24 protein-coding genes are annotated in these 22,606 nt (G+C 70.9%); 15 read left to right on the forward strand and 9 right to left on the reverse strand.

Annotation, left to right across the window (positions count from 1 at the left end; genetic code table 11):
• Nucleotides 1-84: 84 nt before the first annotated feature.
• The 4 genes from rpsF to rplI all read left to right on the forward strand — a co-directional run bounded on the left by rpsF (nt 85) and on the right by rplI (nt 1,867).
• Nucleotides 85-375: a 30S ribosomal protein S6 gene (gene rpsF / locus ACIGXO_RS16150; protein WP_003978891.1), complete on the forward strand. Its 291-nt coding sequence runs from the start codon at nt 85-87 to the stop codon at nt 373-375.
• 78 nt (nt 376-453) lie between these two features.
• On the forward strand, nt 454-1,044 hold the full coding sequence (locus ACIGXO_RS16155; protein WP_030615309.1) for a single-stranded DNA-binding protein: 591 nt from the start codon (nt 454-456) through the stop codon (nt 1,042-1,044).
• Nucleotides 1,045-1,165: 121 nt separating this feature from the next.
• Nucleotides 1,166-1,402, forward strand: coding sequence for a 30S ribosomal protein S18 (gene rpsR, locus ACIGXO_RS16160; RefSeq protein ID WP_003978893.1), 237 nt, complete (start codon nt 1,166-1,168; stop codon nt 1,400-1,402).
• Nucleotides 1,403-1,420: 18 nt separating this feature from the next.
• The gene (gene rplI, locus ACIGXO_RS16165) at nt 1,421-1,867 is read left to right on the forward strand and encodes a 50S ribosomal protein L9 (protein ID WP_223734983.1); all 447 of its coding nucleotides are present in this window, start codon (nt 1,421-1,423) and stop codon (nt 1,865-1,867) included.
• Nucleotides 1,868-2,051: 184 nt separating this feature from the next.
• Here rplI and ACIGXO_RS16170 read toward each other — a convergent pair whose 3' ends face one another.
• Nucleotides 2,052-3,389 carry an MATE family efflux transporter gene (locus ACIGXO_RS16170; RefSeq protein ID WP_399786253.1) on the reverse strand — a complete coding sequence of 446 codons (1,338 nt, stop codon included), beginning with the start codon at nt 3,387-3,389 and terminating at the stop codon, nt 2,052-2,054.
• Between the two features lie 485 nt (nt 3,390-3,874).
• Here ACIGXO_RS16170 and dnaB point away from each other — a divergent pair, with 485 nt between their 5' ends.
• Nucleotides 3,875-5,329 carry a replicative DNA helicase gene (gene dnaB / locus ACIGXO_RS16175; RefSeq protein ID WP_399787095.1) on the forward strand — a complete coding sequence of 485 codons (1,455 nt, stop codon included), beginning with the start codon at nt 3,875-3,877 and terminating at the stop codon, nt 5,327-5,329.
• Nucleotides 5,330-5,386: 57 nt separating this feature from the next.
• On the opposite strand, the gene ACIGXO_RS16180 is transcribed toward dnaB, so the two are convergent.
• Nucleotides 5,387-5,638 (reverse strand): hypothetical protein, encoded by a 252-nt coding sequence (locus ACIGXO_RS16180; RefSeq protein ID WP_399786256.1) that lies wholly within the window; start codon nt 5,636-5,638, stop codon nt 5,387-5,389.
• 265 nt (nt 5,639-5,903) lie between these two features.
• Between ACIGXO_RS16180 and ACIGXO_RS16185 the strand changes: the two genes are divergently transcribed.
• The 3 genes from ACIGXO_RS16185 (at nt 5,904) to ACIGXO_RS16195 (ending at nt 10,006) form a co-directional block, all read left to right on the forward strand.
• Complete coding sequence (locus tag ACIGXO_RS16185; protein ID WP_399787098.1) at nt 5,904-7,277, forward strand: serine hydrolase domain-containing protein; 1,374 nt, start codon at nt 5,904-5,906, stop codon at nt 7,275-7,277.
• Nucleotides 7,278-7,418: 141 nt separating this feature from the next.
• On the forward strand, nt 7,419-8,570 hold the full coding sequence (locus ACIGXO_RS16190; RefSeq protein WP_399786259.1) for a pyridoxal-phosphate-dependent aminotransferase family protein: 1,152 nt from the start codon (nt 7,419-7,421) through the stop codon (nt 8,568-8,570).
• 560 nt (nt 8,571-9,130) lie between these two features.
• Nucleotides 9,131-10,006: a TetR/AcrR family transcriptional regulator gene (locus ACIGXO_RS16195; RefSeq protein ID WP_399786262.1), complete on the forward strand. Its 876-nt coding sequence runs from the start codon at nt 9,131-9,133 to the stop codon at nt 10,004-10,006.
• Here ACIGXO_RS16195 and ACIGXO_RS16200 read toward each other — a convergent pair.
• Together ACIGXO_RS16200 and ACIGXO_RS16205 are read right to left on the reverse strand one after the other, a co-directional pair.
• Complete coding sequence (locus ACIGXO_RS16200; protein WP_399786264.1) at nt 9,990-10,442, reverse strand: GNAT family N-acetyltransferase; 453 nt, start codon at nt 10,440-10,442, stop codon at nt 9,990-9,992. The two genes, ACIGXO_RS16195 and ACIGXO_RS16200, sit on opposite strands and share 17 nt — an antisense overlap.
• Nucleotides 10,443-10,610: 168 nt before the next feature.
• Nucleotides 10,611-11,168, reverse strand: coding sequence for a DUF2269 domain-containing protein (locus ACIGXO_RS16205; RefSeq protein ID WP_399786268.1), 558 nt, complete (start codon nt 11,166-11,168; stop codon nt 10,611-10,613).
• 175 nt (nt 11,169-11,343) lie between these two features.
• On the opposite strand from ACIGXO_RS16205, the gene ACIGXO_RS16210 reads away from it, so the two are divergent.
• The 3 genes from ACIGXO_RS16210 to ACIGXO_RS16220 all read left to right on the forward strand — a co-directional run bounded on the left by ACIGXO_RS16210 (nt 11,344) and on the right by ACIGXO_RS16220 (nt 14,966).
• Nucleotides 11,344-11,985, forward strand: a complete 642-nt coding sequence (locus ACIGXO_RS16210; RefSeq protein WP_399786271.1) for an HAD family hydrolase — start codon at nt 11,344-11,346, stop codon at nt 11,983-11,985.
• Between the two features lie 428 nt (nt 11,986-12,413).
• Nucleotides 12,414-13,919: a globin domain-containing protein gene (locus ACIGXO_RS16215; RefSeq protein WP_399786274.1), complete on the forward strand. Its 1,506-nt coding sequence runs from the start codon at nt 12,414-12,416 to the stop codon at nt 13,917-13,919.
• 309 nt (nt 13,920-14,228) lie between these two features.
• Nucleotides 14,229-14,966, forward strand: coding sequence for a pyridoxamine 5'-phosphate oxidase family protein (locus tag ACIGXO_RS16220; RefSeq protein WP_399787100.1), 738 nt, complete (start codon nt 14,229-14,231; stop codon nt 14,964-14,966).
• Between the two features lie 142 nt (nt 14,967-15,108).
• Here the strand turns inward: ACIGXO_RS16220 and ACIGXO_RS16225 are convergent, their stop codons facing one another.
• The 4 genes from ACIGXO_RS16225 to ACIGXO_RS16240 all read right to left on the reverse strand — a co-directional run bounded on the left by ACIGXO_RS16225 (nt 15,109) and on the right by ACIGXO_RS16240 (nt 18,573).
• On the reverse strand, nt 15,109-15,588 hold the full coding sequence (locus ACIGXO_RS16225; RefSeq protein WP_030259556.1) for an NUDIX domain-containing protein: 480 nt from the start codon (nt 15,586-15,588) through the stop codon (nt 15,109-15,111).
• Nucleotides 15,589-15,733: 145 nt separating this feature from the next.
• Complete coding sequence (locus ACIGXO_RS16230; RefSeq protein ID WP_399786277.1) at nt 15,734-16,630, reverse strand: LysR family transcriptional regulator; 897 nt, start codon at nt 16,628-16,630, stop codon at nt 15,734-15,736.
• Nucleotides 16,631-16,865: 235 nt separating this feature from the next.
• A complete protein-coding gene (locus ACIGXO_RS16235) occupies nt 16,866-18,005 on the reverse strand; it encodes a cystathionine gamma-lyase (protein ID WP_399787103.1) in 1,140 nt (379 codons plus the stop codon).
• Nucleotides 18,006-18,195: 190 nt separating this feature from the next.
• Entirely contained in the window at nt 18,196-18,573 is a 378-nt protein-coding gene (locus ACIGXO_RS16240) for a phage holin family protein (RefSeq protein ID WP_399786280.1), read from the reverse strand.
• Between the two features lie 48 nt (nt 18,574-18,621).
• Here ACIGXO_RS16240 and ACIGXO_RS16245 point away from each other — a divergent pair, with 48 nt between their 5' ends.
• From ACIGXO_RS16245 to ACIGXO_RS16260, 4 genes are all read left to right on the forward strand, one after another.
• Nucleotides 18,622-18,939 (forward strand): cupin domain-containing protein, encoded by a 318-nt coding sequence (locus ACIGXO_RS16245; protein ID WP_399786283.1) that lies wholly within the window; start codon nt 18,622-18,624, stop codon nt 18,937-18,939.
• Between the two features lie 239 nt (nt 18,940-19,178).
• A complete protein-coding gene (locus ACIGXO_RS16250; protein WP_399786285.1) occupies nt 19,179-19,382 on the forward strand; it encodes a DUF5326 family protein in 204 nt (67 codons plus the stop codon).
• A gap of 486 nt (nt 19,383-19,868) precedes the next feature.
• Nucleotides 19,869-20,645 (forward strand): IclR family transcriptional regulator, encoded by a 777-nt coding sequence (locus tag ACIGXO_RS16255; protein ID WP_399786288.1) that lies wholly within the window; start codon nt 19,869-19,871, stop codon nt 20,643-20,645.
• A gap of 105 nt (nt 20,646-20,750) precedes the next feature.
• Nucleotides 20,751-21,176, forward strand: coding sequence for an SsgA family sporulation/cell division regulator (locus ACIGXO_RS16260; RefSeq protein ID WP_351602082.1), 426 nt, complete (start codon nt 20,751-20,753; stop codon nt 21,174-21,176).
• A 17-nt stretch (nt 21,177-21,193) separates the two neighbouring features.
• On the opposite strand, the gene ACIGXO_RS16265 is transcribed toward ACIGXO_RS16260, so the two are convergent.
• Nucleotides 21,194-22,573, reverse strand: a complete 1,380-nt coding sequence (locus ACIGXO_RS16265; protein WP_399786292.1) for a YibE/F family protein — start codon at nt 22,571-22,573, stop codon at nt 21,194-21,196.
• Nucleotides 22,574-22,606: the final 33 nt, after the last annotated feature.

Genomic DNA, 22,606 nt, shown 5'->3' on the forward strand with positions numbered 1-22,606 from the left:
TGTACGGACCGGGCGCGGAACGCATCACGACCCTCCTGCCACGGAACGACCGTGGCCGCTGAGTCCAAAGGAGGTGGGTTCCACATGCGTCACTACGAGGTGATGGTCATCCTCGACCCCGATCTGGAGGAGCGCGCTGTCTCCCCCCTGATCGAGAACTTCCTTTCCGTCGTCCGTGAGGGCAACGGCAAGGTCGAGAAGGTCGACACCTGGGGCCGTCGTCGTCTCTCGTACGAGATCAACAAGAAGCCCGAGGGCATCTACTCGGTCATCGACCTCCAGGCCGAGCCGGCCGTCGTCAAGGAGCTCGACCGTCAGATGAACCTGAACGAGTCGGTCCTCCGGACCAAGGTCCTCCGTCCCGAGACCCACTGACCGCGTAAGCGTTCAGCGGACATCGGGTTCGAGTAGCAACACAGCAGCCAGCAGCACACCCGCCGAGAGGTTCCCCTAATGGCAGGCGAGACCGTCATCACGGTCGTCGGCAATCTTGTCGATGACCCCGAGCTGCGCTTCACCCCGTCCGGTGCGGCGGTCGCGAAGTTCCGCGTCGCGTCCACTCCCCGCACCTTCGACCGTCAGACCAATGAGTGGAAGGACGGCGAGAGCCTGTTCCTGACCTGCTCGGTGTGGCGTCAGGCGGCGGAGAACGTCGCCGAGTCCCTCACGCGGGGCACCCGCGTGATCGTGCAGGGCCGCCTCAAGCAGCGGTCGTACGAGGACCGCGAGGGCGTGAAGCGCACGGTCTACGAGCTCGACGTCGACGAGGTCGGCGCGAGCCTGCGCAATGCCACGGCCAAGGTCACCAAGACCAGCGGCCGGGGTGCTCAGGGCGGCGGCTTCGGCGGCGGCCCGCAGGGCGGCGGCCAGGGTGGTGGCGGCGGCTGGGGCGGCGGCCCCGGCGGCGGTCAGCAGGGCGGCGGGGCTCCCGCCGACGACCCCTGGGCGACCGGTGCTCCTGCGGGCGGTGGCCAGCAGGGTGGCGGCGGTGGCGGCTGGGGCGGTGGCTCCGGCGGCGGCTACTCGGACGAGCCGCCCTTCTAGGCACGTACGTCTGGCACGTACACGCGGGGCTGTTTCACGTGAAACGTGGTTTCACGTGAAACGTGGCCCGGCGGCCTGAGGGCGCCAGCACAAACTTCTTGAAACTCACTGGAGAGAGACAATGGCGAAGCCGCCTGCTCGCAAGCCGAAGAAGAAGGTTTGCGTGTTCTGCAAGGAGAAGATCTCCTACGTCGACTACAAGGACACGAACCTGCTGCGGAAGTTCATTTCCGACCGCGGCAAGATCCGTGCCCGCCGGGTCACCGGCAACTGCACCCAGCACCAGCGTGACGTCGCCACGGCCGTGAAGAACAGCCGTGAGATGGCGCTGCTGCCCTACACCTCCACCGCGCGATAAGGGAAGGGTGACCGAAACATGAAGATCATCCTCACCCACGAGGTCTCTGGCCTCGGCACCGCCGGCGACGTCGTTGACGTCCGGGACGGTTACGCCCGTAACTACCTGGTCCCGCGCGGTTTCGCGATCCGCTGGACCAAGGGCGGCGAGAAGGACGTAGAGCAGATCCGCCGCGGTCGCAAGATCCGCGAGATCGCGTCGGTCGAGCAGGCCAACGAGGTCAAGGGTCAGCTCGAGGGCGTCAAGGTGCAGCTGGCCGTCCGCGCCGGCGACGCCGGCCGCCTGTTCGGCTCCGTCACCCAGGCCGACATCGCCTCGGCGATCAAGGCCGCCGGTGGCCCGGACGTGGACAAGCGCCGCGTGGAGGTCGGTTCGCCGATCAAGACCCTGGGCGCGCACCAGGTCTCCGTGCGTCTGCACCCCGAGGTTGTCGCCAACCTCGGCGTCGAGGTCGTCGCTGCCTGAGTGCAGCCCGATCGCACGGCCTGATCACGGGGCCGCGGGCAGCAGCCGCTGACCGTGGCGCAGTGGCCGAGTCACGCTGAAGGGGCCGCATCCTTTCGAGGATGCGGCCCCTTCGGTCGTTCGGAGCCGGTCGCGCAGCCCGCGGGCGCGGCGCACGGGCGGCGGGTACCGCCCGTGCTCGCCCTCAGCGGGCCGCGCCGGTCACGATCCAGCGGCCGGAGCGGGTGCGGACCCACAGGGTCACCATGCGAACGGCCATCATCAGCGCCATCGACCACCACAGCGCGGTCAGCCCGCCGCCCAGCGCCGGTACCGCCAGCGCCACGGGCGCGAAGACCGCCAGCGTGACGAGCATCGCCCCGGCCAGGTACGGCCCGTCCCCCGCGCCCATCAGCACGCCGTCGAGGACGAAGACGATGCCGGAGACGGGCTGGCTCACCGCGACCACCAGCAGGGCCGGCAGCAGTACGTCCTTCACGGCCGGGTCGGCGGTGAACAGCGGGATGAACAGCGGCCGGGCCAGTGCGACCAGGATGCCGAGCACCACTCCGGAGGCGATCCCCCACTCGACCATGCGCCGGCAGGCGGCCTTCGCGCCCTCCACGTCCGCCGCGCCCAGGTAGCGCCCGATGATGGCCTGGCCGGCGATGGCGATCGCGTCCAGCGCGAAGGCCAGCAGCGACCACAGGGTCAGGATGATCTGGTGGGCGGCCACATCGGCGTCACCGAGCCGCGCGGCCACCGCCGTCGCGATCATCAGGACGGCGCGCAGCGAGAGGGTACGCACCAGGAGCGGCACGCCGGCCTGTGCGGAGGCGCGGATACCGGCGGCGTCGGGGCGCAGCGAGGCGCCGTGCCGCTTGGCGCCGCGTACGACGACGGTGAGGTAGACGGCCGCCATGCCGCACTGGGCGAGGACGGTGCCCCAGGCGGAGCCGGCGATGCCCAGTCCGGCGCCGTAGACCAGGCCGGCGTTCAGGGCGGCGTTGAGAGTGAAGCCGCCGATCGCGACGTACAGCGGTGTTCTGGTGTCCTGCAGACCGCGGAGCACACCGGTGGCGGCGAGCACGACGAGCATCGCGGGGATGCCGAGGGAGCTGATGCGCAGGTAGGTGGTGGCGTAGGGAGCGGCGGTGGGGGACGCCCCGAAGACGTCGATCAGCCCGGGGGCGGTGGGCAGTACGACGGCGATCACGGCGGCGCCCAGGAGGAGGGCGAGCCAGATGCCGTCCATGCCCTGACGGATGGCGGCGGAGAGGTCGCCGGCGCCGACCCGGCGGGCGACGGCCGCTGTGGTGGCGTAGGCCAGGAAGACGAAGACCGAGACGGCGGTCGTGAGGAGGGCGGCGGCGACGCCGAGCCCGGCCAGCTGAGGGGTGCCGAGGTGGCCGATGACGGCGCTGTCGACCATGACGAAGAGGGGTTCCGCGACGAGCGCGCCGAACGCGGGGAGAGCGAGTGCGATGATCTCGCGGTCGTGCCTGCGGCCGGTGCGCCGGGGCTTCGCGGGAGCCTGTGTCATGCACCCAATCTAATCTTCCACAGGTAAGAGACACAACTGGGTTGTGGCCCTTACTCTTCGGCCCTCGAGGCGCTCTTCCGCGTGGCGAATGGCGCGATCTTGAACAGGTTGCCGAAGTTTTTCTCCCCCACAGGCTATGGACGAAGAAACCGCAGGTCAGCGGCGTCGTTCGGGGGTGATTGTGTGTTTGTCCACACCGATTTCCCCCGCGCCGTGCACAGGAACCGGGGAGTTCTCCACAGGTTGGGGGCAATCATCCACACGGCCTGTGGATAACCAGATTGGCGGACGGTGCCCGGCGGCCTACCGTTGTGCGGCGCCCCCTCCCCGTGCCGGTCCCTGGATTCATCCGAACTCGTCGCGCCGTAAGCGGAGTCGGGTGTCTCGATTGTCAGAGCCGTGCCGTAAGAAAGAAGGGCACAGCAAGGTCCGCGTCGCGGACGGGAGGAGGTGGCGTGGTGAGCGTGCCTGAGCCCATGCAGCCCATGGATGACCCGTGGGCCGACTCCGGCCCCGGCGACCGGCTGCCCGCCCGCTCCCGCCGGAACGACGGCAAGGGACGCGGCCGCGAGGACCGGTTCGACCGCGAGGACGGCGATGGTGCGTGGTCCGGCGGCTTCGAGCGGGTCCCGCCGCAGGACCTGGACGCCGAGCAGTCCGTGCTCGGCGGCATGCTGCTCTCCAAGGACGCCATCGCCGATGTGGTGGAGGTCCTCAAGGGCCACGACTTCTACCGCCCGGCGCACGAGCTGGTCTACCAGGCCATCCTCGACCTGTACGCCAAGGGCGAGCCGGCCGACCCGATCACCGTCGCCGCCGAGCTGACCAAGCGCGGCGAGATCGGCCGGGTGGGTGGCGCGTCGTATCTGCACACCCTCGTGCAGTCCGTGCCGACGGCCGCGAACGCCGAGTACTACGCGGAGATCGTCCACGAGCGGGCGGTGCTGAGACGCCTCGTCGAGGCCGGCACCAAGATCACGCAGATGGGGTACGCCGCCGACGGCGACGTCGACGAGATCGTCAACAGCGCGCAGGCGGAGATCTACGCCGTCACCGAGCAGCGCACCAGCGAGGACTATCTCCCGCTCGGCGACATCATGGAGGGCGCGCTCGACGAGATCGAGGCGATCGGCTCCCGCCAGGGCCAGATGACCGGCGTCCCCACCGGCTTCTCCGACCTCGACTCGCTGACGAACGGCCTGCACCCCGGCCAGATGATCGTCGTCGCGGCCCGCCCGGCGATGGGTAAGTCCACGCTCGCGCTGGACTTCGCCCGGGCATGTTCGATCAAGCACAACATGCCGAGCGTCATCTTCTCGCTCGAAATGGGCCGCAACGAGATCGCGATGCGCCTGCTGTCCGCCGAGGCACGGGTGGCGCTGCACCACATGCGCTCCGGCGCGATGACGGACGAGGACTGGACCCGGCTCGCCCGCCGGATGCCCGACGTCTCGGCCGCGCCCCTCTACATCGACGACTCGCCGAACCTCTCGATGATGGAGATCCGGGCCAAGTGCCGCCGCCTCAAGCAGCGGCAGGACCTGAAGCTGGTGGTCATCGACTATCTGCAGCTGATGCAGTCCGGCGGCTCCAAGCGTGTCGAGAGCCGTCAGCAGGAGGTCTCGGACATGTCCCGTAACCTCAAGCTGCTCGCCAAGGAGCTGGAGCTCCCGGTCATCGCGCTCTCCCAGCTGAACCGTGGTCCTGAGCAGCGTACGGACAAGAAGCCGCAGGTCTCCGACCTCCGTGAGTCGGGGTCGATCGAGCAGGACGCCGACATGGTCATCCTCTTGCACCGCGAGGACGCCTACGAGAAGGAGTCCCCGCGAGCGGGCGAGGCGGACATCATCGTCGGCAAGCACCGAAACGGCCCCACCGCCACCATCACCGTCGCCTTCCAGGGCCACTACTCCCGCTTCGTGGACATGGCCCAGACCTGACGGGACGCGCGTCGGGGAATCGACGTCCCTGGCGCGGCAGTGGCGACGCCCACGAGGTCAGGAACGGAACAGCCGCCAGAACGCCAGTACCGTGTCGCCGGCCGGCGCAGGCGTGTCGTCCGTGATCCAGGTGGCGATCACACCGATCAACGCGCCCGCCAGGTACGCGGCATGTACTTCCTCGCCCAAGGCCACCGCGGCCGCGAACTGCCCGCGGAGGTACGGCGTCTGCGCTGGGCGGAGTCCCTGCTCGATCAGCACGATCCGCTGGGGGCCCTCACCCTGCTGAAGCCGCTGCTCGACGAGCACGCCGACGACCTGAACGTCCGTCGGCTCGCGGCGCGCGTGGCCCGCCTGGAGCTCTGGTCCGGAGATCCCTCGACCGCCTCGAAGGGGCGCTGTCCGCCGGACGTACGGTCCATGAGACTGAGGCCGGCGGATCCGCCGGTGCCGTACGGGAGTTCGTCGGCGGTCGGCATATCGGAGCAGGAGGGACGGAGCGGGCGTGAGTGGTGTGAGGAGCTGGAGCGGCGTGGCGGTGTCGTCGGATGAGGATCGTCAGGGCGTGGAGCTGTTGCCGGGTACCAGGCGGGAGCTGTGGCGGCGGCTGGCTGCAGAGCAGACGGAGGGGCGGGCGCCGTCCATGGTGGGCGCGGTCGTACGGGACGGGCAGCCGGTGTGGCTGGGGCTGCGCGGAGCGGTGGACGGCGCGGTGCCGCACGCCGACATGCAGTACCGCATCGGTTCGCTCACCAAGACGTTCGTGGCGGTGCTCGTCCTGCGGCTGCGGGACGAGGGGCTGCTCGGGCTGGCCGATCCGCTGGGCAAGCACCTCGACGGTACGCCGGTACCCGACGTGACGGTCGCGCAGCTGCTCTCGCACAGTGCCGGGCTGGCGGCCGAGGCTCGCGGGCCGTGGTGGGAGCGGACGCCGGGCCTGCTGCGGCCGGGGCCGGCCGACCTTTTCGGTGAGCGGCCGCGCCGCCACCCGGCGGGCCGCCGGCACCACTACTCCAACCCCGGATACGCGCTGCTGGGCGCGCTCGTCGAGCGGCTGCGCGGGGGCGAGCACTGGGGCGCGGTGCTGCGCCGTGAGGTGCTGGATCCGCTGGGGATGACGCGTACGACCCTGGACCCGGTCGCGCCGCACGCGGCCGGCTGGGCCGTACACCCCTGGGCGGACGTGCTGCTGCCCGAACCGGCCGAGGACACCGGGCGGATGGCGCCGGCCGGCCAGCTCTGGTCGACGGTGTCGGACCTGTGCCGGTGGGCGGCGTTCCTGGCCCGAGGCGACGAGCGGGTGCTCGGTGCGGCGAGCGTGGCCGAGATGCGGACGCCCGCCGTGCCGGCGGTGGACGACTTGAGTGCCGGGTACGGCCTGGGGCTGCAGCTGCTGCGGACGGACGACGGCCGCGTACTGGCCGGACACACCGGCTCCATGCCGGGCTTCCTGGCCTCCCTGTGGGTCGGTACGGATGCCGGTACGGATGCGGGCGTCACGGGTATCGCGCTGGCCAATTGCACGTCGGGCCCCGCGGTGAGCGGAATCGCCGCCGACTTCGTGCGGATCGTGGCGGAGCGGGAGCCGCGGATTCCCGAGCCGTGGCGGCCGCTGGCCGGACCGCTGGACGAGGAACTGCTGGCGCTGACCGGGCCTTGGTTCTGGGGCTCCGCCCCGTACCTTCTGCGGTTGCGGGCGGGGCGGGAGCTGGAGCTGAGCCCCATGTCCGGCGGGGGCCGCAGCTCGCGGTTCCGGCCGGCGGAGGACGGGAGCTGGACGGGCCTGGACGGTTACTACGCGGGGGAGACGCTGCGCGCGGTGCGGGCCGGGGACGGATCGGTGAGCCATCTGGACCTGGGCACGTTCGTGTTCACCCGCGCGCCGTACGAGCCGTCGGCGCCGGTGCCGGGCGGTGTCGACGCGGGCGGCTGGCGTACGGAGGGGTGAGCTCGGGAGGGGCGGGGGCGGGTTCGGTGAGGGCAGCGGGCGCCGGAGTACGGGTGGCGGGGCGGACGTACAGTCGAGCGAGATATCAGGAGTGCCCGGGAGCCGCCGTCGTGCGGGGCCCGCTACCGCTGGAAGGCCACTGTGACTGCCGTGAACGATGCGACTTCGACCGCGAACTCCGACGCCCCGGTGCTGCTCGACCTGCCGCCGCTCACCGCGGCGCACTTCGCGCGGATCGAGGACAAGGTCGCCGCGCTGATGGGTACCGAAGCGGACGTCGTGGCGATGCAGGGCGAGGCGCTGCTGCCGCTCGAGGCGTGCATCCGCTCGGCCGTACGGCCCGGCAGCACCGCCCTGAACATCATCACCGGCCCGTACGGCGAGACCTTCGGCGGCTGGCTGCGGTCCTGCGGCGCCGAGGTGGTCACGATCACCGCCCCCTTCACCGGCGCGGTCTCGCCGCAGCAGGTCGCGGACGCGCTGCGGGAGAACCCCGACATCGACTTCGTGAGCCTCGTGCATGCCGAGGCCGCGACCGGCAACACCAACCCCGTCGCCGAGATCGGCGCGGTGGTGCGGGCACACGGGGCGCTGCTGATGCTGGACGCGGTGGCGTCGGTGGGCGCGGAGCCGCTGCGTACCGACGAGTGGGGCGTGGACCTCTGCGTCATCGGCGGGCAGAAGGCGCTGGCGGGACCGGCCGGTGTCTCGGCTGCTTCGGTCAGCGCCCGTGCCTGGGAACGGATCGCCGCCAATGAGCAGGCGCCGCGCCGGTCCTACCTCTCGCTGCTGGACTGGAAGGAGCGCTGGATCGACGGCGGCCGTACAGCGCTGCCGCACGCGCCGGCGCAGCTTGAGATGCTGGCGCTGGAGCAGGCCGCGGACCGGGTGAACGACGAGGGGCTGGACGCCGTCATCGCCCGCCATCGCGCGGCCGCGGCGGCAACGCGTGCGGGCGTACGGGCCCTGGGCGGCCTGACGCCGTACGTGCTCCGCGACGAGGACGCCGCGCCGGCCGCTACCACGCTCCGGGCGCCGGAGGACGTGGACGCCCGCGAGATCGTGGCCGCGGCACTGGCCGCGAACGGTGGCGTGCCGCTGCAGGCTGCGGCCGGGGCACTGGCCAAGGAGATGATCCGGCTGAACCACTACGGCCGGGCGGCGGACCGTGGAGTGGTCCTGTCCGCGCTGTCCGCGCTGGGCGAGGGACTGCGGACGCTGGGCGCTGAGCCGGACGCCGAGGCCGCCCTGGAGGCGGCGGGAGCCGCATGGGATGCGGGGATCGGGGGCTGAGCGAGCTGCTGGGGGAGGCATTTGGAGGTCGATGTAGGCCATTCGGGTGCCTGAAGGGGCTGTAGGCCGGGAGATGGTCTGAGTGGGGCCGTGTTTCACGTGAAACACGGCCCCACAGTCATGTGCGCGGGCGGGCAAGGCGGAGCCGGGCGCGGAAGCGGAATGGTCGCTCCTCGAGGGGCGACGAGCATTCGCCGGCAATTCACCTGAAAACGGAGCGCTGCGCCCGCTAAGTGCCCTAATTTATGGGCTAGTTGACCGATACGCGGGCGGGGGAGGCAGGGGAAGCGCCGCGGGGTGGCGGGTCCCGCAGGGCGGCGCGCCTGAGTCGAGTCCGTAGCCGGCTCACGGCCGGCTCTCCGGGGGTGGTCCAGTCACACCTCCGTAAACGGAGGGGGCGACCCGTTTCTGTTGCAGTTTTTGACGGCTCTTTCTGGCGGCGCGCCGGATACGCGGTTGTCGATCATGCTTTTAGCGGCCCTTAGAATCGGAACGCCCGGCCCGTTTATCTGCGCGGTTTCCGGGACAGAGGTGCAGCCGTTTTCGAGGAGGCCGGGAGAATGCCGGAAACTGGGTCCCCCGCATTGCGCGCCGACGCGCGACGCAATCGGGCGCTCGTGTTGCAGGCAGCCCGATCCGCCTTTGAGGAAGGCGGGTTGACCGTTCCGCTTGGAGAGATCGCGCGGCGCGCGGGGGTGGGGGCCGGCACCGTTTACCGCCATTTCCCTTCCAAGGACGCCCTGTTCAGGGCCACGGTCGCGGACCGGCTGCGGCTGTTCACCGATACGGCGCGGGACTTGGCCGATGTACCGGACCCGGGAGAGGTCTTTTTCCGGTTCATTTCCTCGGTGGTCCGGCTGGTCGCACAGAACAAGGCGATGTGTGCCGCGCTGGAAGGAGCGACGGTGGCCGATGCGTCCTCCGTGCTGCCGGGGCTGGAAGAGGAATTCTGGTCGGCGCTGGAAGTGCTGTTGCTCAGGGCTCAGGAGGCCGGCGCGGTCCGTAAAGACGTGGGTATCGCCGATGTGCGGGTGCTGTTGACCGGGTGCATGGCCATGGAAGTCCGCCGGTCGGCGGCGTCCGGCGGAGTGGAAGGCGGACCGGTAGAAGCGCCGGGGGAGGGGGTGTCGGGCCGTATGACGGCCCTGATGTGTGACGGGCTGCGGGCCGGACGGGACGTAACGAAACTCCCGTTCGAAGGCGCAGGAAATAACGAAACTGCGTGCGAAGAATGCGGCGGACCTGTGCGTATGGCGCATACCGGCCGGCCCGCCCGCTACTGCGGCGGGGCCTGCCGGCAGAAGGCGCACCGGACCCGGTCCAGGGCGCGCACCGAGGGCAGCCCAGTCCCCGAGGCGCAGCCCGCCGGTGGGGCCGCTGAGGGCGCCATGACGGGGACCGTCGACGGCCCCGCCGAGGTCACAGCTGGCGCTTGAAGCCCAGGTGGGAGGCGTCGAAGCCGATCCGCTCGTAGAACCGGTGGGCGTCGACGCGGGTGGCGTCGGAGGTCAGCTGCACCAACTCGACGCCGAGCGCCCGGGATTCCTCCACCGCCCAGTCCATGAGCCGGGTGCCCAGGCCGCTCCCCCGCTCCTCGGAGTGGATGCGCACGCCCTCGATGATCGACCGGGTGGCACCGCGCCGCGAGAGGCCCGGAATGACGGTGAGCTGGAGCGTGCCCACGACGCGGCCTGCGCGTTCGGCGACGACCAGGTGCTGATTGGGGTCATCGGCCAGCCGCTTGTACGCCGTACGGTACGGCGCCAGGTCGTCCGGGGACTCGCGGGTGGCACCCAGTGCGTCGTCGGCCAGCAGCGCCACGATGGCGGGGAGGTCCGCTTCGGCCGCCCGACGGATCTTGAAATCGCTCATGGCCGCGACCATATGCCGTGCGGGAGCCGTGTCCCAGGGGTAGTGCACGTCGCGCACGCCACGCTGCTCCGGAGTGCGCGGGCGTATATCCGCAGAGACGCGCCCGTGGACGAGCACCCGGACGAGCATCCCGGCCGACCGTTCTCGACCGGCCGCGGCCTGGAGCGATCACCGCACAGCCGCCCGGCCGGCCCGCTCCGGCCGCCGCGCGCGCTCCTCGCGCAGGCGGCGGCCGCGCGCTGTCGGCCCCCAGGGCTTGAGTACGGAGATCGCGGTCAGGAAGACGTACAGCGCGAGCGCGACGGCCGGTGCCACGACGAGATCGGTCTCGGGGGGTACCGGGCGGCCGGCCACCACTGCGCCGGCCGCCGCGCCGATCTGCGTACGCAGCGCGAGGACGGTGGCGGTGACCGCGCCCAGCGTGAGCCAGAACTTGGTGACCACCCACCGGTGCCGGGCCAGCCCCCACGGCGTGCCGAGCGAGAGGACCAGGCCGGAGATCAGGGTGAGCAGCGCGAGCGGGATGATCAGCCAGTCGATGAAGATCTTCATCGAGCGATAGGCGGCCGCGGCGAGTTCCGAGGCGGCGTCGGCACCGCCCCCGCCCGCGGTGGACGCCGCGATGCCGAGCGCCAGGAGGCCGAGCGTGAGCCCGAGCCAGCCGACGGAGACGACGACGTGGACGACGAGGATGGCCCGGCGTGCGGAACGGCTGAGCTGCTGCATGTCACCACCGTCGCGCCCGGTGGCCGGCGGCGCGTCTGACGGCGGGAGTATCCGCCCGTACGCGCGGACGAGTACGGGCATCTCTACGGCCGGCGCCGGCCACCTCTACCGGCCGATACCGGCCGACGCGCCCCGGCCCGCCCGCTCCCCGGTGCGACCGCCTACTCTCGCCCCCATGGCCAAGCTGCACCTCTTCGACCTGGACGGAACGCTGCTGTACGGGTCCGCCGCCGCCGTGGAGATCGCGCGGCAGCTCGGGCTGGAACGGGAGACCAATGAGCTGGAGCGCGCCTTCGCGGCCGGCGAGCTGACCCCGCCGCGCTTCGCGCAGCTGGCCTGCGACCTGTGGACCGAGCTGACCCATGCCGATGTCGCGGCCGCTTTCGAGGCGGCGCCCTGGCTGGCCGGCATCCGGGACGTGTGGGCCGACATCCGCGAGCGCGGGGAGCACTGCGCGGTGATCTCCCTGTCGCCGTCGTTCTTCGTGGACCGGCTGCTGGGCTGGGGCGCCGACGCGGCGTACGGCTCGCGCTGGCCGGACGTGCCGTTCCGGGAGCGGGTGGACCCGGCCGGCATCCTGTCCGCCGGGGCCAAGGTGCGGATCGCCGACGAGCTGTGCGCGTCGTTCGGGCTGAGCCGGGCCGACTGCGTGGCGTACGGGGATTCCCGCTCCGACGCCGCACTGTTCGCGGCCGTCCCGGCATCCGTGGCGGTGAACGCGGACCATCACGTCAGCGAGCTCGCGACCGTCGCGTACGCGGGCCGGGACCTGCGGGAGGCGTACGCGCTGACGCTCGGCGGGAAGACCGGAGGATGAGTCCACCGGCTCGCGCTGCCGCCGACCACTCAACGGGCTCTCGCCACCGGCCACGCCACTGGTCGGTTCACCCGGAACTCACCAGGGCTTCACCGGGACGTCGGTGAGCTGCCGCAGAACGGGGCTTGTGCATTCGACCGCTGCCGGTATGGTCGAATCCGATTCATCGGGCGGGTGCGCCGTGGGGTATCCCGGCGCACGCCCGGAGTCCGCCAGCCTACCGGCAACGCACCGTGCGCTACCGGGACTTCAGGCTGTCCGCCCATACGTAAGGGCGCGGGCTGACATGCTGCGGAGGCGTGCGGAGACGGGAACTGCGTTGGGTGCGACACCAGTCGGAGCTGCCCGCTTTCGCGGGTATTGCCCGGCCAGCGGTTGCCGATCAAGAATGCGAAGACGTTCCACGACCGTTCGAGGCGAGGCAGACCATGGACGCTCCGACCACCGCGTCGGCCGGTAACGGCGCCGACGGTGACAGTGGCGCATGGAGTTGGTTCACTCCCTCTCCCGCCAAGTCACCGGAAAAGCCCACCGAATTGACTGATTCGACCGAATCGGCTGAGCCTGTCGAATCCGTCGAATCGGTCGAATCAGCAGCCGACCGGGCTGCTCCGCCGACCGCTCCCCGTGCGACTCCGCAAGCCGCGCCTCAAGCTGCGCCGCAAGCCGCTCCTCGGGCCGCCGGCCGGACGGCCACGCTCCCGCCCCGCCGTGAGGTACCGGCCGCGGCCGGGCCCGTGCCGGAGTCCGCGCTGGAGGTGTCGGTCCGTACGCAGCGGCCCGCCGCGGCCGAGGCGTCCGCCGACGGGCTGCTCATCCGGCGCACGATGGCGGAGATCGAGCCGGTGGCGGAGCAGGTCACCTCGTACTTCTACGCGCTGCTCTTCGTCCGCCACCCCGACCTGCGCCAGCTCTTCCCGGTCTCGATGGACGAGCAGCGCGACCGGCTGTTCAAAGCGCTGCTCACCGCCGCCCAGCGGGTCGACGACGACGCCTCGCTCACCGAGTTCCTGTCGCACCTCGGCCGCGGCCACCGCAAGTACGGCACGCTGCCCGAGCACTACCCGGCCGTCGGCGAGTGCCTGCTCGGCGCGCTCGCCCGGTACGCCACGCTCAGCTGGGACGGCGAGGCCGAGGCCGCCTGGATCCGCGCGTACACCAAGATCTCGCAGATCATGATCGACGCCGCTGCCGAGGACGAGGCCACCGCGCCCGCCTGGTGGGACGCCGAGGTGGTCGCGCACGAGCTGCGCACGTCCGACGTCGCGATCGTCACCGTACGGCCGGACCAGCCGTACCCGTTCCTCGCCGGGCAGTACACCAGCGTGGAGACGCCCTGGTGGCCGCGGGTGTGGCGGCACTACTCCTTCGCCTGCGCGCCGCGCTCGGACGGCCTGCTCTCCTTCCACGTCAAGGCGGTGCCGGCGGGCTGGGTCTCGGGGGCGCTGGTGCACCGGGCGCGGCCGGGCGACGTCATCCGGCTCGGCGCTCCGGGCGGCTCGATGACCGTCGACCACACCACCGACAACGGTCTGCTGTGCCTGGGCGGCGGTACGGGCATCGCGCCCATCAAGGCGCTGGTCGAGGATGTCGCCGAGCACGGGCGCCGGCGTCCGGTGGAGGTGTTCTACGGTGCTCGTAGTGATCATGACCTCTACGACATCGACACCATGCTGCGGCTGGAGCACGCCCACCCCTGGCTGTCCGTGCGCCCGGTGATCTCCAGCGGGCCGACGGGCGGGGTGTACAGGAGCATCAGCGGGCGGCTGCCGGACGCGGTGCGGGAGTACGGTCCGTGGGGCGAGTACGACGCGTATGTGTCGGGGCCGCCCGGCATGATCCGCAGCGGTGTGGACGCGCTGGTCGGCGTCGGCGTCCCGTCGGACCGCATCCGGCATGATGCCGTTGAAGAGCTTGTCGCGGCGGGAGAGTAGTACTTGAGCACCGAAGACAGCAGCCGCTGGGGCTACTCGGGCGAGCCTGCGGGCGCGTATCCGGACGAGTACGCGGTCCGGTACCCGGGCCGGTACGCGAGCGAGTACCCGGATGTGTACACCTACGAGCGGCCCAGCCCGGCCGCGCCCGCGCCCGAGCGGCCCCGCTCGACCGGGCAGACCCACGAGCGGTCCGGTCCGGATTCGTCGGCGTACGAGCGGTCGGCCGTGCGGCCGGTGCCCAGCTGGGCCGTCGACGAGCCGGCCGAGCGGCCCGGCAGCGACGGTGAGCACCGCGTGCAGGAGCGGATGGGGACGACCGACCGGGCCGACCGTTTCTACCGTGACCAGCTCCTGGACCATCTCAATGAGCGCATGCGGGAGTTCGTCGGCCGTCAGGAGATGTTCTTCCTGGCGACCGCGGACGGCAGCGGCGAGTGCGACTCGAGCTTCCGGGCCGGGCCGCCCGGCTTCGTACGCGTGCTGGACGAGCGCACCCTGATCTACCCCGAGTACCGCGGCAACGGAGTGCTGGCCTCGCTCGGCAACCTCTCGGAGAACCCGCGGCTGGGCATTCTCTTCGTGGACTTCCTGCGCGACCGGATCGGCCTGCACGTGAACGGGCGGGCCTGGGTCGTCCCGGACGAGGAGATGCGGGTACGCCACCCCGATCTGCCCGTCGACCCGATTCCGGGGCGGCGCGCACAGCTGTGGGTGGCGGTCGAGGTGGAGGAGGCGTACATCCACTGCGCCAAGCACATACCCCACCTGCAGAAGGTCCCCCGGCAGGAGCGCGGCGACCGCGCCTGGGGCACGGACGATGTGAAGCGCAAGGGCGGCGATTTCTTCGGTGCGGCGGCCGAGGCGGCCGAGCGGGCCCCCTATCGGCGTCGCGAAGAGACGCCGCAAGCATCGGCGGAGCCGGCGTCGACTCGTCCCCGTATCCCCGACCCCTCGTCCTTCCAGGAGGAGGCGGAGCGAGTGCTGGCGCTCGTACAGCAGCGGGCACCGGCGGACCCCGGCGACTTCCGCGGCTGGTTCGGCTGACTCAGGTCGCCGACCCCTGTTTCACGTGAAACATGTGAAACAGGCTGTGTTTCACGTGAAACAACCGGAAGTGTGCGTCGTGGTGACACGACGTGGACGCGGATGTTTCACGTGAAACGGACGGTTCGCACGAGGCAGGGCCTCAGCCCAGATCGGGTGCGTGCAGCGCCCGGACGCCCTCGATGTTGGCGTCGAGATAGTGCCGCAGGGAGAGCGGTACGACCTCGACGGAGGCGATCCCGACGCGCGTGAACGGCACCCGCACGATCTCGTACTCCCCGCACGGCTCCTCCACCTCGGGGCCGTGCCGCCGGGTCAGGTCCATGGAGTCCAGCCGGCAGACGAAGAAGTGCTGCACCTTCACGCCGTCCACGCCGCCGTCCGTGACGTGCTCGACCGTGTCGACGAAGACCGGGACCACGTCCTTGACCTTGGCGCCCAGCTCCTCGTCCACCTCCCGGTGGAGGGCGTCGATCACCGTGGCGTCCTCGGGCTCCACGCCGCCGCCCGGCGTGATCCAGTACGGGTTCCGTCCCGGCTTGGTGCGCTTGATCAGGATGAGGTCGTCACCGTCGAGCAGGATCGCGCGGGCGGTGCGTTTGACGACTGGCCGTACGGTCATAGGGGACAGATGCCGCTTTCGACGGCTGGTGAAACCCGCGTCTTGCGGGGCGCGTGACATCCGGCCGCGGGTGCGCCGGAAACGCCCCGGTCAGCGCCGGAACGACCCCCTCCATGCCGCTCACCAGTGCGGTAGCGCCCCTCGGTCACCAGGCCGCCGCGGCCCGCAGCAGCCATTCGTGCGCGCGGGCGATGTGCGGCAGGGCGAGCGTGCCGGTACGGACGACGAGGAAGTACGTGCGCAGCGGCGGCACCGGTGGGTCCAGCAGCGAGACCACCTCGCCGCGGTCCAGCGCCGGCGCGGCGAGGTAGCGCGGTACGACGGCGAGCCCGGCACCGGCCGCCGTGCAGGCCAGTACCGCGCGCAGGTCGGCGGCTATCACGGCGGCGGGGGCCGTGGGCCGGGCGTCGAAGACGGCGGACCAGTAGCGGGTGACCAGGGGCAGGCTCTCGTGGACCTCGACCACCGGTACGGGATCGAGGACCTGCGGGCCGCGGTCCAGGAGGCCGGCCGGGCCGCCGAGCCGTGCCGCCCAGCGGGGCGCGGCGACCAGGACGTGCTCCTCGTCGCACAGCGGGGTCGCGGTGAGCAGGCCGCCGCGCGGCCGGACCGTGGTGACGGCGAGATCGTGGTGGCCGGCGGCGAGCCCGTTGAGCAGCTCCTCGGCGGAACCGAAGGAGGTACGGACGGCGAGGCCCCGGTCGATGAGCGGGGCGAGGGCCGGCAGGGCGCGTTCGGCGGCGAATTCCGGGGGACCGGCGAGATGGAGGGTGCGGGTGACGGATTCCTCGTCGAGGCCGGCCTCGGTGATCTCGGTCAGCGCGTCGAGATGCGGGGCGACCTTGTGGGCGAGTTCCTCGCCGACGGTGGTGGCGATGACCCCGCGCGGCCTGCGCAGGAACAGCGGGCGGCCGAGCTGGCGTTCCAGCGACCGTATCTGGCTGGTCACCGCGGGCTGGGAGAGTCCGAGGAGGGCGGCGGCGCGGGTGAAGGAACCGGCCCGGTGCACAGTGACGAAGGTGCGCAACAGCGCCAGATCCATCCATACCCCCTTCTCCAGGGATGCCTGCTCGCGGGCCAACTATAAATTTGTCGATAGGGCTGTGTCGCTAGCGTGATTGGACACTGACGCTGAGTCAACTAGCCTTGATTGTGCGGTTCGTTGCGCATTGAACCGAGGGCGGTCCGAGCCAAGAGGGGGGAGGCTCGGACCGTCTGCTGTGCGTACGGCCGACTCGGCCGGTATAGCCCGCAGGCCGGAGCGGTGCCGGCCGGAACTAGCCCCGCGCGGCCCCGTCCAACGCCCGGTCCAGGGCCCGGAGTACGTCCGCGACCAGGTCGTCCGGGTCCTCCACGCCGACGGAGAAGCGGATGAAGCCGTCCGGTACGGCGTCGCCGCCCCAGCGTCCACGCCGCTCGGCCGTCGACCGTACTCCCCCAAAACTCGTCGCGTCGTCCACCAGCGTCAGTTCGGCCAGAAAACCTTCCGCGTGCGCCTTGTCCGGCAGCACGAAGGAGACGACGCAACCGAAGCATCCGGGGCGCATCTGGGCCACCGCGCCCGCGTGCGCGGGATCGGCCGGCAGCCCCGGGTGGCGCAGCCCGGTGACCTCGGGGCGGTCGCGCAGCGCCTCGGCGAGCGCCAGCGCGCCCACCGCCTGCCGCTCGACGCGCAACGCGAGCGTGGCCAGCGACCGGTGCGCGAGCCACGCCTCCATCGGGCCGGGGATCGCGCCGACGGTCTTGCGCCACTGCCGTACGGAGTCGGTGAGGGCCTGGTCGCGGGTGGTGACATAGCCCAGCAGGAGGTCGCCGTGGCCGGTCAGCGCCTTCGTACCGCTGGCCACGGAGAAGTCGGCGCCGAGGTCGAGCGGGCGCTGGCCGAGCGGCGTGGCGAGGGTGTTGTCGACGGCGACCAGGGTGCCCTGGGCGTGCGCGGCCTCGGCGAGCCGGCGGATGTCGCAGACGTCCAGGCCCGGGTTGGAGGGCGTCTCGATCCACAGCAGCCGGGCGCCGGTCAGCACGTCGAGCTGGGCGTCACCGGCGGTGGGGGCGGTGCGGACCTCGACGCCGTAGCTCTCCAGGCGCTCCCGTACGGCGGGCATGAGCTGATAGCAGTCGCTCGGCAGGACGACCACGTCGCCGGTGCGGACCTGGGAGAACAGGACGGCGGAGATCGCGGCCATCCCGGAGGCGAAGACCGAGGTGTGGGCCGGCGCGCCGGGCGACTCCAGTTCCGAGACCGCCGCTTCGAGGAGGGTCCAGGTCGGGTTGGACTCGCGGCCGTAGGTGTACGGCCCGGTGGCGTCGCCCGGCAGGTGGTAGTGGGCCGCGAAGACTGGCCCGGGGAGGGTCGGGTGGTACGCCTCGGCCTCGGGGAGGCCGGCACGTACGGCCCGGGTGCTGTCGCCGGTGATGCGCGCGTCGTCGCCTGTCATGGGCCCGTGCCTGCCTTCCCGTCGTACGTCTCCGGCCCGCCCGGCCCGGACGACCGTGAGCAGGTCCTCGCGGGCGGCCTCGGCCATGGCCGGGCGGTCCTCGAAGCCTGCCACGCCGCCTTGGTACGGGCCGGGAAGTCCGCGTCGGGAACGGCCGTGGCGGTGCCGGTCAGTCCTCGTCCGGCAGGATCACGTGCAGCGCCCAGGAGACGATCGAGACGATCAGGCCGCCCAGTACCGCGGTCCAGAAACCGTCGACGTGGAAGGCGAGGTCGAGCTTGCCGGCCAGCCAGGACGTCAGCATCAGCATCAGGGCGTTGATCACGAGCGTGATCAGGCCCAGGGTGAGGATGAAGAGCGGGAACGACAGCAGCTTCACCACGGGCTTCACGATGACGTTGACCACGCCGAAGATCAGCGCGACCAGGATCAGCGTCCAGACCTTGTTGCCGGTGCTGGTGCCGGTCAGCGTGATGTCGCTGAGCAGCCAGGTGGCCACGGCGAGTGCCGCGGCGTTGGCGAGCGTCTTGACCAGAAAATTCTTCATGGTGGGATCGTCGCAGACACGACGGCGGCAGTGAGGGGTGCGCGAGTGATGAAGGCGTTCAGGCTGGAGGAACTGGAGGCGGAACGGGCCGCCAATGATGGCGCGTACTTGCAGTTCCTGCGGGAGCGGAACATGTCCGCCGGGCTGTACGCACTGGACGCCGGCAGCAGCGATCCGCAGGCGCCGCACCAGCAGGACGAGGTGTACCTGGTGGTGAGCGGGCGCGCGTCGATCACGGTGGGGGTGGAGACGACGCAGGTCGCGCGGGGCAGCGTGGTGTACGTACCGGCCGGGGTGCCGCACAAGTTCCACCACATCACCGAGGATCTGCGGGTCATGGTGATCTTCTCGCCACCGGAGAGCTGAGCCGGAGAGCTGAGCGGAGAGCTGAGCCGGGAGGACTGGGCCGGAGGGGTGAGCAGGCTCCTCCCGGCAGCGGAGGCGGGCCGTCCGTACCCGTAGGGGAAGGCTCAGGGGACAGCCGGGGCCGCGGGCCCCCAATGCGGCCGGGCGGCGTCCTAGCATCGATGGTGCAGGGCGGGATCGGACAGGAGCCGGGCGGGCCGGGAGATTACCGGGCGACGACCAGAAAGCAGGGCAGAGCAATGGCCGTGAAGGAGATTTTCGCGGGACTCCCGTGGTGGGTGAAGTGGGTCGCGGTGCCCGTCATCCTGCTGGTCGTCTTCGGCGGGCTGATCGGCAGCGTGGTGGGTTTCCTCGTCGGGCTGCTCTTCAAGATCCTGCTGGCAGTGGCGCTGATCGCGGGTGTGGTCTATCTCGTCCGCAGGTTCAGCGGATCGTCGTCGTAGCCCGCATTCGGTGAGCTGCGAGTTCCTCATGCGGTGAGCTGCGAGTTCGTCGCACAGCGCGTGGTGATACCGCGATAGCGGTGCGGGTGACAGCGCGGAGAATGTCCGGGCGTCCCGTTCCCCGACAAGGGGGACCGGGGCGCCCTTTGTTCGTTCCTGCCGTCCGTCCCGCGGTACGTTCCCGCCGTACGTACCGCTGTTCCTCCGCACGGGTTTGTCTTTGCGAACTGGTGTCCGGAATGCCCGCGACAGACGGGCTTCCGGCCCATACAAGAAATGCGCCGCCCGGGGTAATTCGCAAGCTAATCGACCTGCCGTCCGCGGCGCTCACGTTAGAGTGCCGACGCGAGGCGTCTTCCGGATGCCGATGTTCCGGAAAGCCCGGCCGGCCCGGGCGGCGCGGACGGTGACCGGAAACGCACGCGGCGCGGGCGCGGGGCCCGAGCCCGGGGTCGGCACCCCGGCGACCTGTCCTGGGGGTTGGTCTTGGCCACGGCGAACGACGCATCCACGACTTCCCCGACGCTGATCGGCTCCGTACAGCGGGCGCTGCGCCTCCTCGAAGCGGTGGCCGCCCACCCGCGCGGCGCGCCCGCCAAACAGCTGGCCAGGGAGACCGGTTACCCCCTCCCGACCACGTACCACCTGCTGCGCACCCTGACGCACGAGGGATATCTCCAGCGGGAGAACGGTGTGTTCCTCCTCGGCGAGGCCGCCGAGCTCATCGGCCGGTCCGGGGCCCGCCGCCGGCGTTACGCCAGGATCGCGCAGGCGCTGTCGGCGATGGGCGAAGAGGTGGGCGCCGCGCTGTATTTCGCGGTGTACCACGCGGGCGAGGTGGAGGTGGTCGCGGTGAGTGACGATCCGGAGCGGCCGCCGGTCGAGGAATGGGCGGACTTCCGTACGACCGCTCACGCGCACGCGATAGGCCAGTGCCTGCTGGCCCAACTCGACGAGGAGGGGCGGAAAGATCATCTTTCCCGGCACCAAGTGCAGTCGCTCACGCCTCATTCCGTACGGACGGAGGGTGATCTGCTGCATCGGCTGAACACGGTGCGTAAGTCCCAACTCGCCGTCGAACGCGAGGAATATGCCCTCGGTACGGTGTGTGCGGCAATTCCCATTCAGGTGGGTTCGGCGGCGGCGACCGTGGCGATTTCTCTCCCCGCAGGTGAGGCGGAGAGACTGCTGCCGGTAACCGAAAAGGTGCAGAGGATGGCGGAGTCGACCCTTATGACGCTGGCCTTCTCTATCAGTATCTGAAAAATTACTCCTTGTGATCTGTCGGCAACTGGTCGACGATGGCGTCAATAGCGGTCGGCGGATCATTACCGGCCACTTCGATCAAGTAGTGCGGGGCAGTGGTTGATGAGCCAGACAGTGCAGGCAGAAGTGATGATGAGCTTCATCGTCTCCGAGGAACTCGCCTTCCGGATTCCGGTGGAGCTCGATTTCGACAGTGCCGATCCCTATGCCGTGCGCTTCACGTTCGATCTCCCGGGCGACGCCCCGGTGACCTGGGCGTTCAGCCGGGAACTCCTCCTGGACGGCCTGAGCCGGCCGGCCGGTGAAGGGGACATCCACGTGGAGCCGGTCTCGGGCGCCCACCTCAGTGATGTCTTCGTCAGTCTGCAGGTGGGCTCGGAGCAGGCGCTTTTCCGCGTGGGCGCGGCTCCGCTGGTCGCCTTCCTGGACCGTACGGACCGGCTGGTGCCGCTCGGCCAGGAGGAGATCTGCGGCACGCTCGACGCGGAGCTGGACCGGATCTTCGCGAACGCGCAACGGGCGGGCTGACCGCCGGTCCGGCCCGGTCAGCGCTTGCGGCGGCGGCCCCGTCCACCGCGCCTGCTGCCCGGCTGCCCGGGCCCCGGACCGGCCGCCCGGCCGTGCTCCGTGAGCGGACCGCTCCGGCTCCCGCGGTCGGCGGAGACCACCAGTACCGCCAGCAGCGTGGTCAGCGGTACGGACGCGACGAGCCCGATACTGCCCACGAGCGTCCGGATGATCTCCTCGGCCACCACCTCGCTGGTGGCGACCGTGCCGACACTGCTGCGCGCGATGGAGAACAGCAGGAGCAGCGGGAGCGCGGCGCCCGCGTACGCCAGTACCAGCGTGTTCACCACCGAGGCGATGTGGTCCCGCCCGATCCGCATCGCCGCCCCGTAGATCTGCCGCCGGCTCGCCGTCGGATCGGCGTCCCGCAGCTCCCACACGGCCGCCGTCTGGGTCACGGTCACGTCGTCCAGCACGCCCAGCGACCCGATGATGATCCCCGCGAGCAGCAGACCGCGGATCTCGATGCCCGGGTAGAGGCTGTGCACCAGTCCCGTCTGGTCGTCCGTGTTGCCCGTCAGCTGCGCCCAGCCGATGAAGACCGATCCCAGCAGCCCGATCAGCAGCAGGGACGCCAGCGTGCCGAGCACCGCGACCGATGTACGGGCCGTCAGGCCGTGGCACATGTACAGCGCGATGAGCATGATCGCGCTGCCTCCGACCACCGCCACCAGCAGCGGATTCGAGCCCTGCAGGATGGCCGGCAGGATGAACAGCGTGAGGACGGCGAAGCTCGCCGCCAGCGCGACCAGCGCCAGTACCCCGCGCAGCCGCCCGACGACCACTACCGCCAGCGCGAACACCGCGGCCAGTACCCACATCGGGAAGGTGCGGTCCACGTCGGTGACCGAGTACTGCAGGTCCCGGGGTGCCTTGGGCGCGTACGCCACCACGACGTCCTGGCCCTCGGTGTAGCGGCGCGAGGCGTCCGGCGTCACCACGGTCTTGAAGCGGTGCCCCGTGTCCTTGCCGCTGGTGACCTCGATGGTGGCCTGCTCACAGCTCCGCGCCTGCTGCTGGGCGCCGCCGCCGGGTCCTGTCGGCGGCTGTTGCTGCTGCATCTGCTGCTGTTGCTGCGCGTTGACGTCCGCGCAGTCCACCTTCGTCAGCCGGACGACCCGCGCGGACTGGGTCTCCTGGTCGAACCCGACCCCCGTCGGCTTGTGCGCGGGCGCGCCGCCGGGCCAGAGCGCGATGAGCCCGACGCCCACCGCCAGGGCGAACGGGATCAGTACCGCGGCGATGACCTTGCGCAGATGGCGGGAGACGGGCGCGGCGGGGCCGTGGCCATGACTGTGGCCGTGCGCATGCGCATGCGGATGAGGGTGCGGCTGGGGCTCGGGCTCGTTGCGGGTCACCGCCCGATCATCCAACAACTCACCGGGCCCCCT

This window comes from Streptomyces sp. NPDC053542, from assembly GCF_044544685.1.
Classification (GTDB): domain Bacteria; phylum Actinomycetota; class Actinomycetes; order Streptomycetales; family Streptomycetaceae; genus Streptomyces.

Coding starts and splice junctions, on each gene's coding strand:
- rpsF (WP_003978891.1), top strand. CDS start 85: ATGCGTCACTACGAGGTGATGGTCATCCTCGACCCCGATCTGGAGGAG.
- ACIGXO_RS16230 (WP_399786277.1), bottom strand. CDS start 16,630: ATGGATCTGGCGCTGTTGCGCACCTTCGTCACTGTGCACCGGGCCGGT.
- ACIGXO_RS16195 (WP_399786262.1), top strand. CDS start 9,131: ATGCCGGAAACTGGGTCCCCCGCATTGCGCGCCGACGCGCGACGCAAT.
- ACIGXO_RS16260 (WP_351602082.1), top strand. CDS start 20,751: ATGAGCCAGACAGTGCAGGCAGAAGTGATGATGAGCTTCATCGTCTCC.
- ACIGXO_RS16170 (WP_399786253.1), bottom strand. CDS start 3,389: ATGACACAGGCTCCCGCGAAGCCCCGGCGCACCGGCCGCAGGCACGAC.
- ACIGXO_RS16200 (WP_399786264.1), bottom strand. CDS start 10,442: ATGAGCGATTTCAAGATCCGTCGGGCGGCCGAAGCGGACCTCCCCGCC.
- ACIGXO_RS16250 (WP_399786285.1), top strand. CDS start 19,179: ATGGCCGTGAAGGAGATTTTCGCGGGACTCCCGTGGTGGGTGAAGTGG.
- rpsR (WP_003978893.1), top strand. CDS start 1,166: ATGGCGAAGCCGCCTGCTCGCAAGCCGAAGAAGAAGGTTTGCGTGTTC.
- ACIGXO_RS16210 (WP_399786271.1), top strand. CDS start 11,344: ATGGCCAAGCTGCACCTCTTCGACCTGGACGGAACGCTGCTGTACGGG.
- ACIGXO_RS16245 (WP_399786283.1), top strand. CDS start 18,622: ATGAAGGCGTTCAGGCTGGAGGAACTGGAGGCGGAACGGGCCGCCAAT.
- ACIGXO_RS16155 (WP_030615309.1), top strand. CDS start 454: ATGGCAGGCGAGACCGTCATCACGGTCGTCGGCAATCTTGTCGATGAC.
- dnaB (WP_399787095.1), top strand. CDS start 3,875: ATGGATGACCCGTGGGCCGACTCCGGCCCCGGCGACCGGCTGCCCGCC.
- rplI (WP_223734983.1), top strand. CDS start 1,421: ATGAAGATCATCCTCACCCACGAGGTCTCTGGCCTCGGCACCGCCGGC.
- ACIGXO_RS16240 (WP_399786280.1), bottom strand. CDS start 18,573: ATGAAGAATTTTCTGGTCAAGACGCTCGCCAACGCCGCGGCACTCGCC.
- ACIGXO_RS16225 (WP_030259556.1), bottom strand. CDS start 15,588: ATGACCGTACGGCCAGTCGTCAAACGCACCGCCCGCGCGATCCTGCTC.
- ACIGXO_RS16215 (WP_399786274.1), top strand. CDS start 12,414: ATGGACGCTCCGACCACCGCGTCGGCCGGTAACGGCGCCGACGGTGAC.
- ACIGXO_RS16205 (WP_399786268.1), bottom strand. CDS start 11,168: ATGCAGCAGCTCAGCCGTTCCGCACGCCGGGCCATCCTCGTCGTCCAC.
- ACIGXO_RS16220 (WP_399787100.1), top strand. CDS start 14,229: ATGGGGACGACCGACCGGGCCGACCGTTTCTACCGTGACCAGCTCCTG.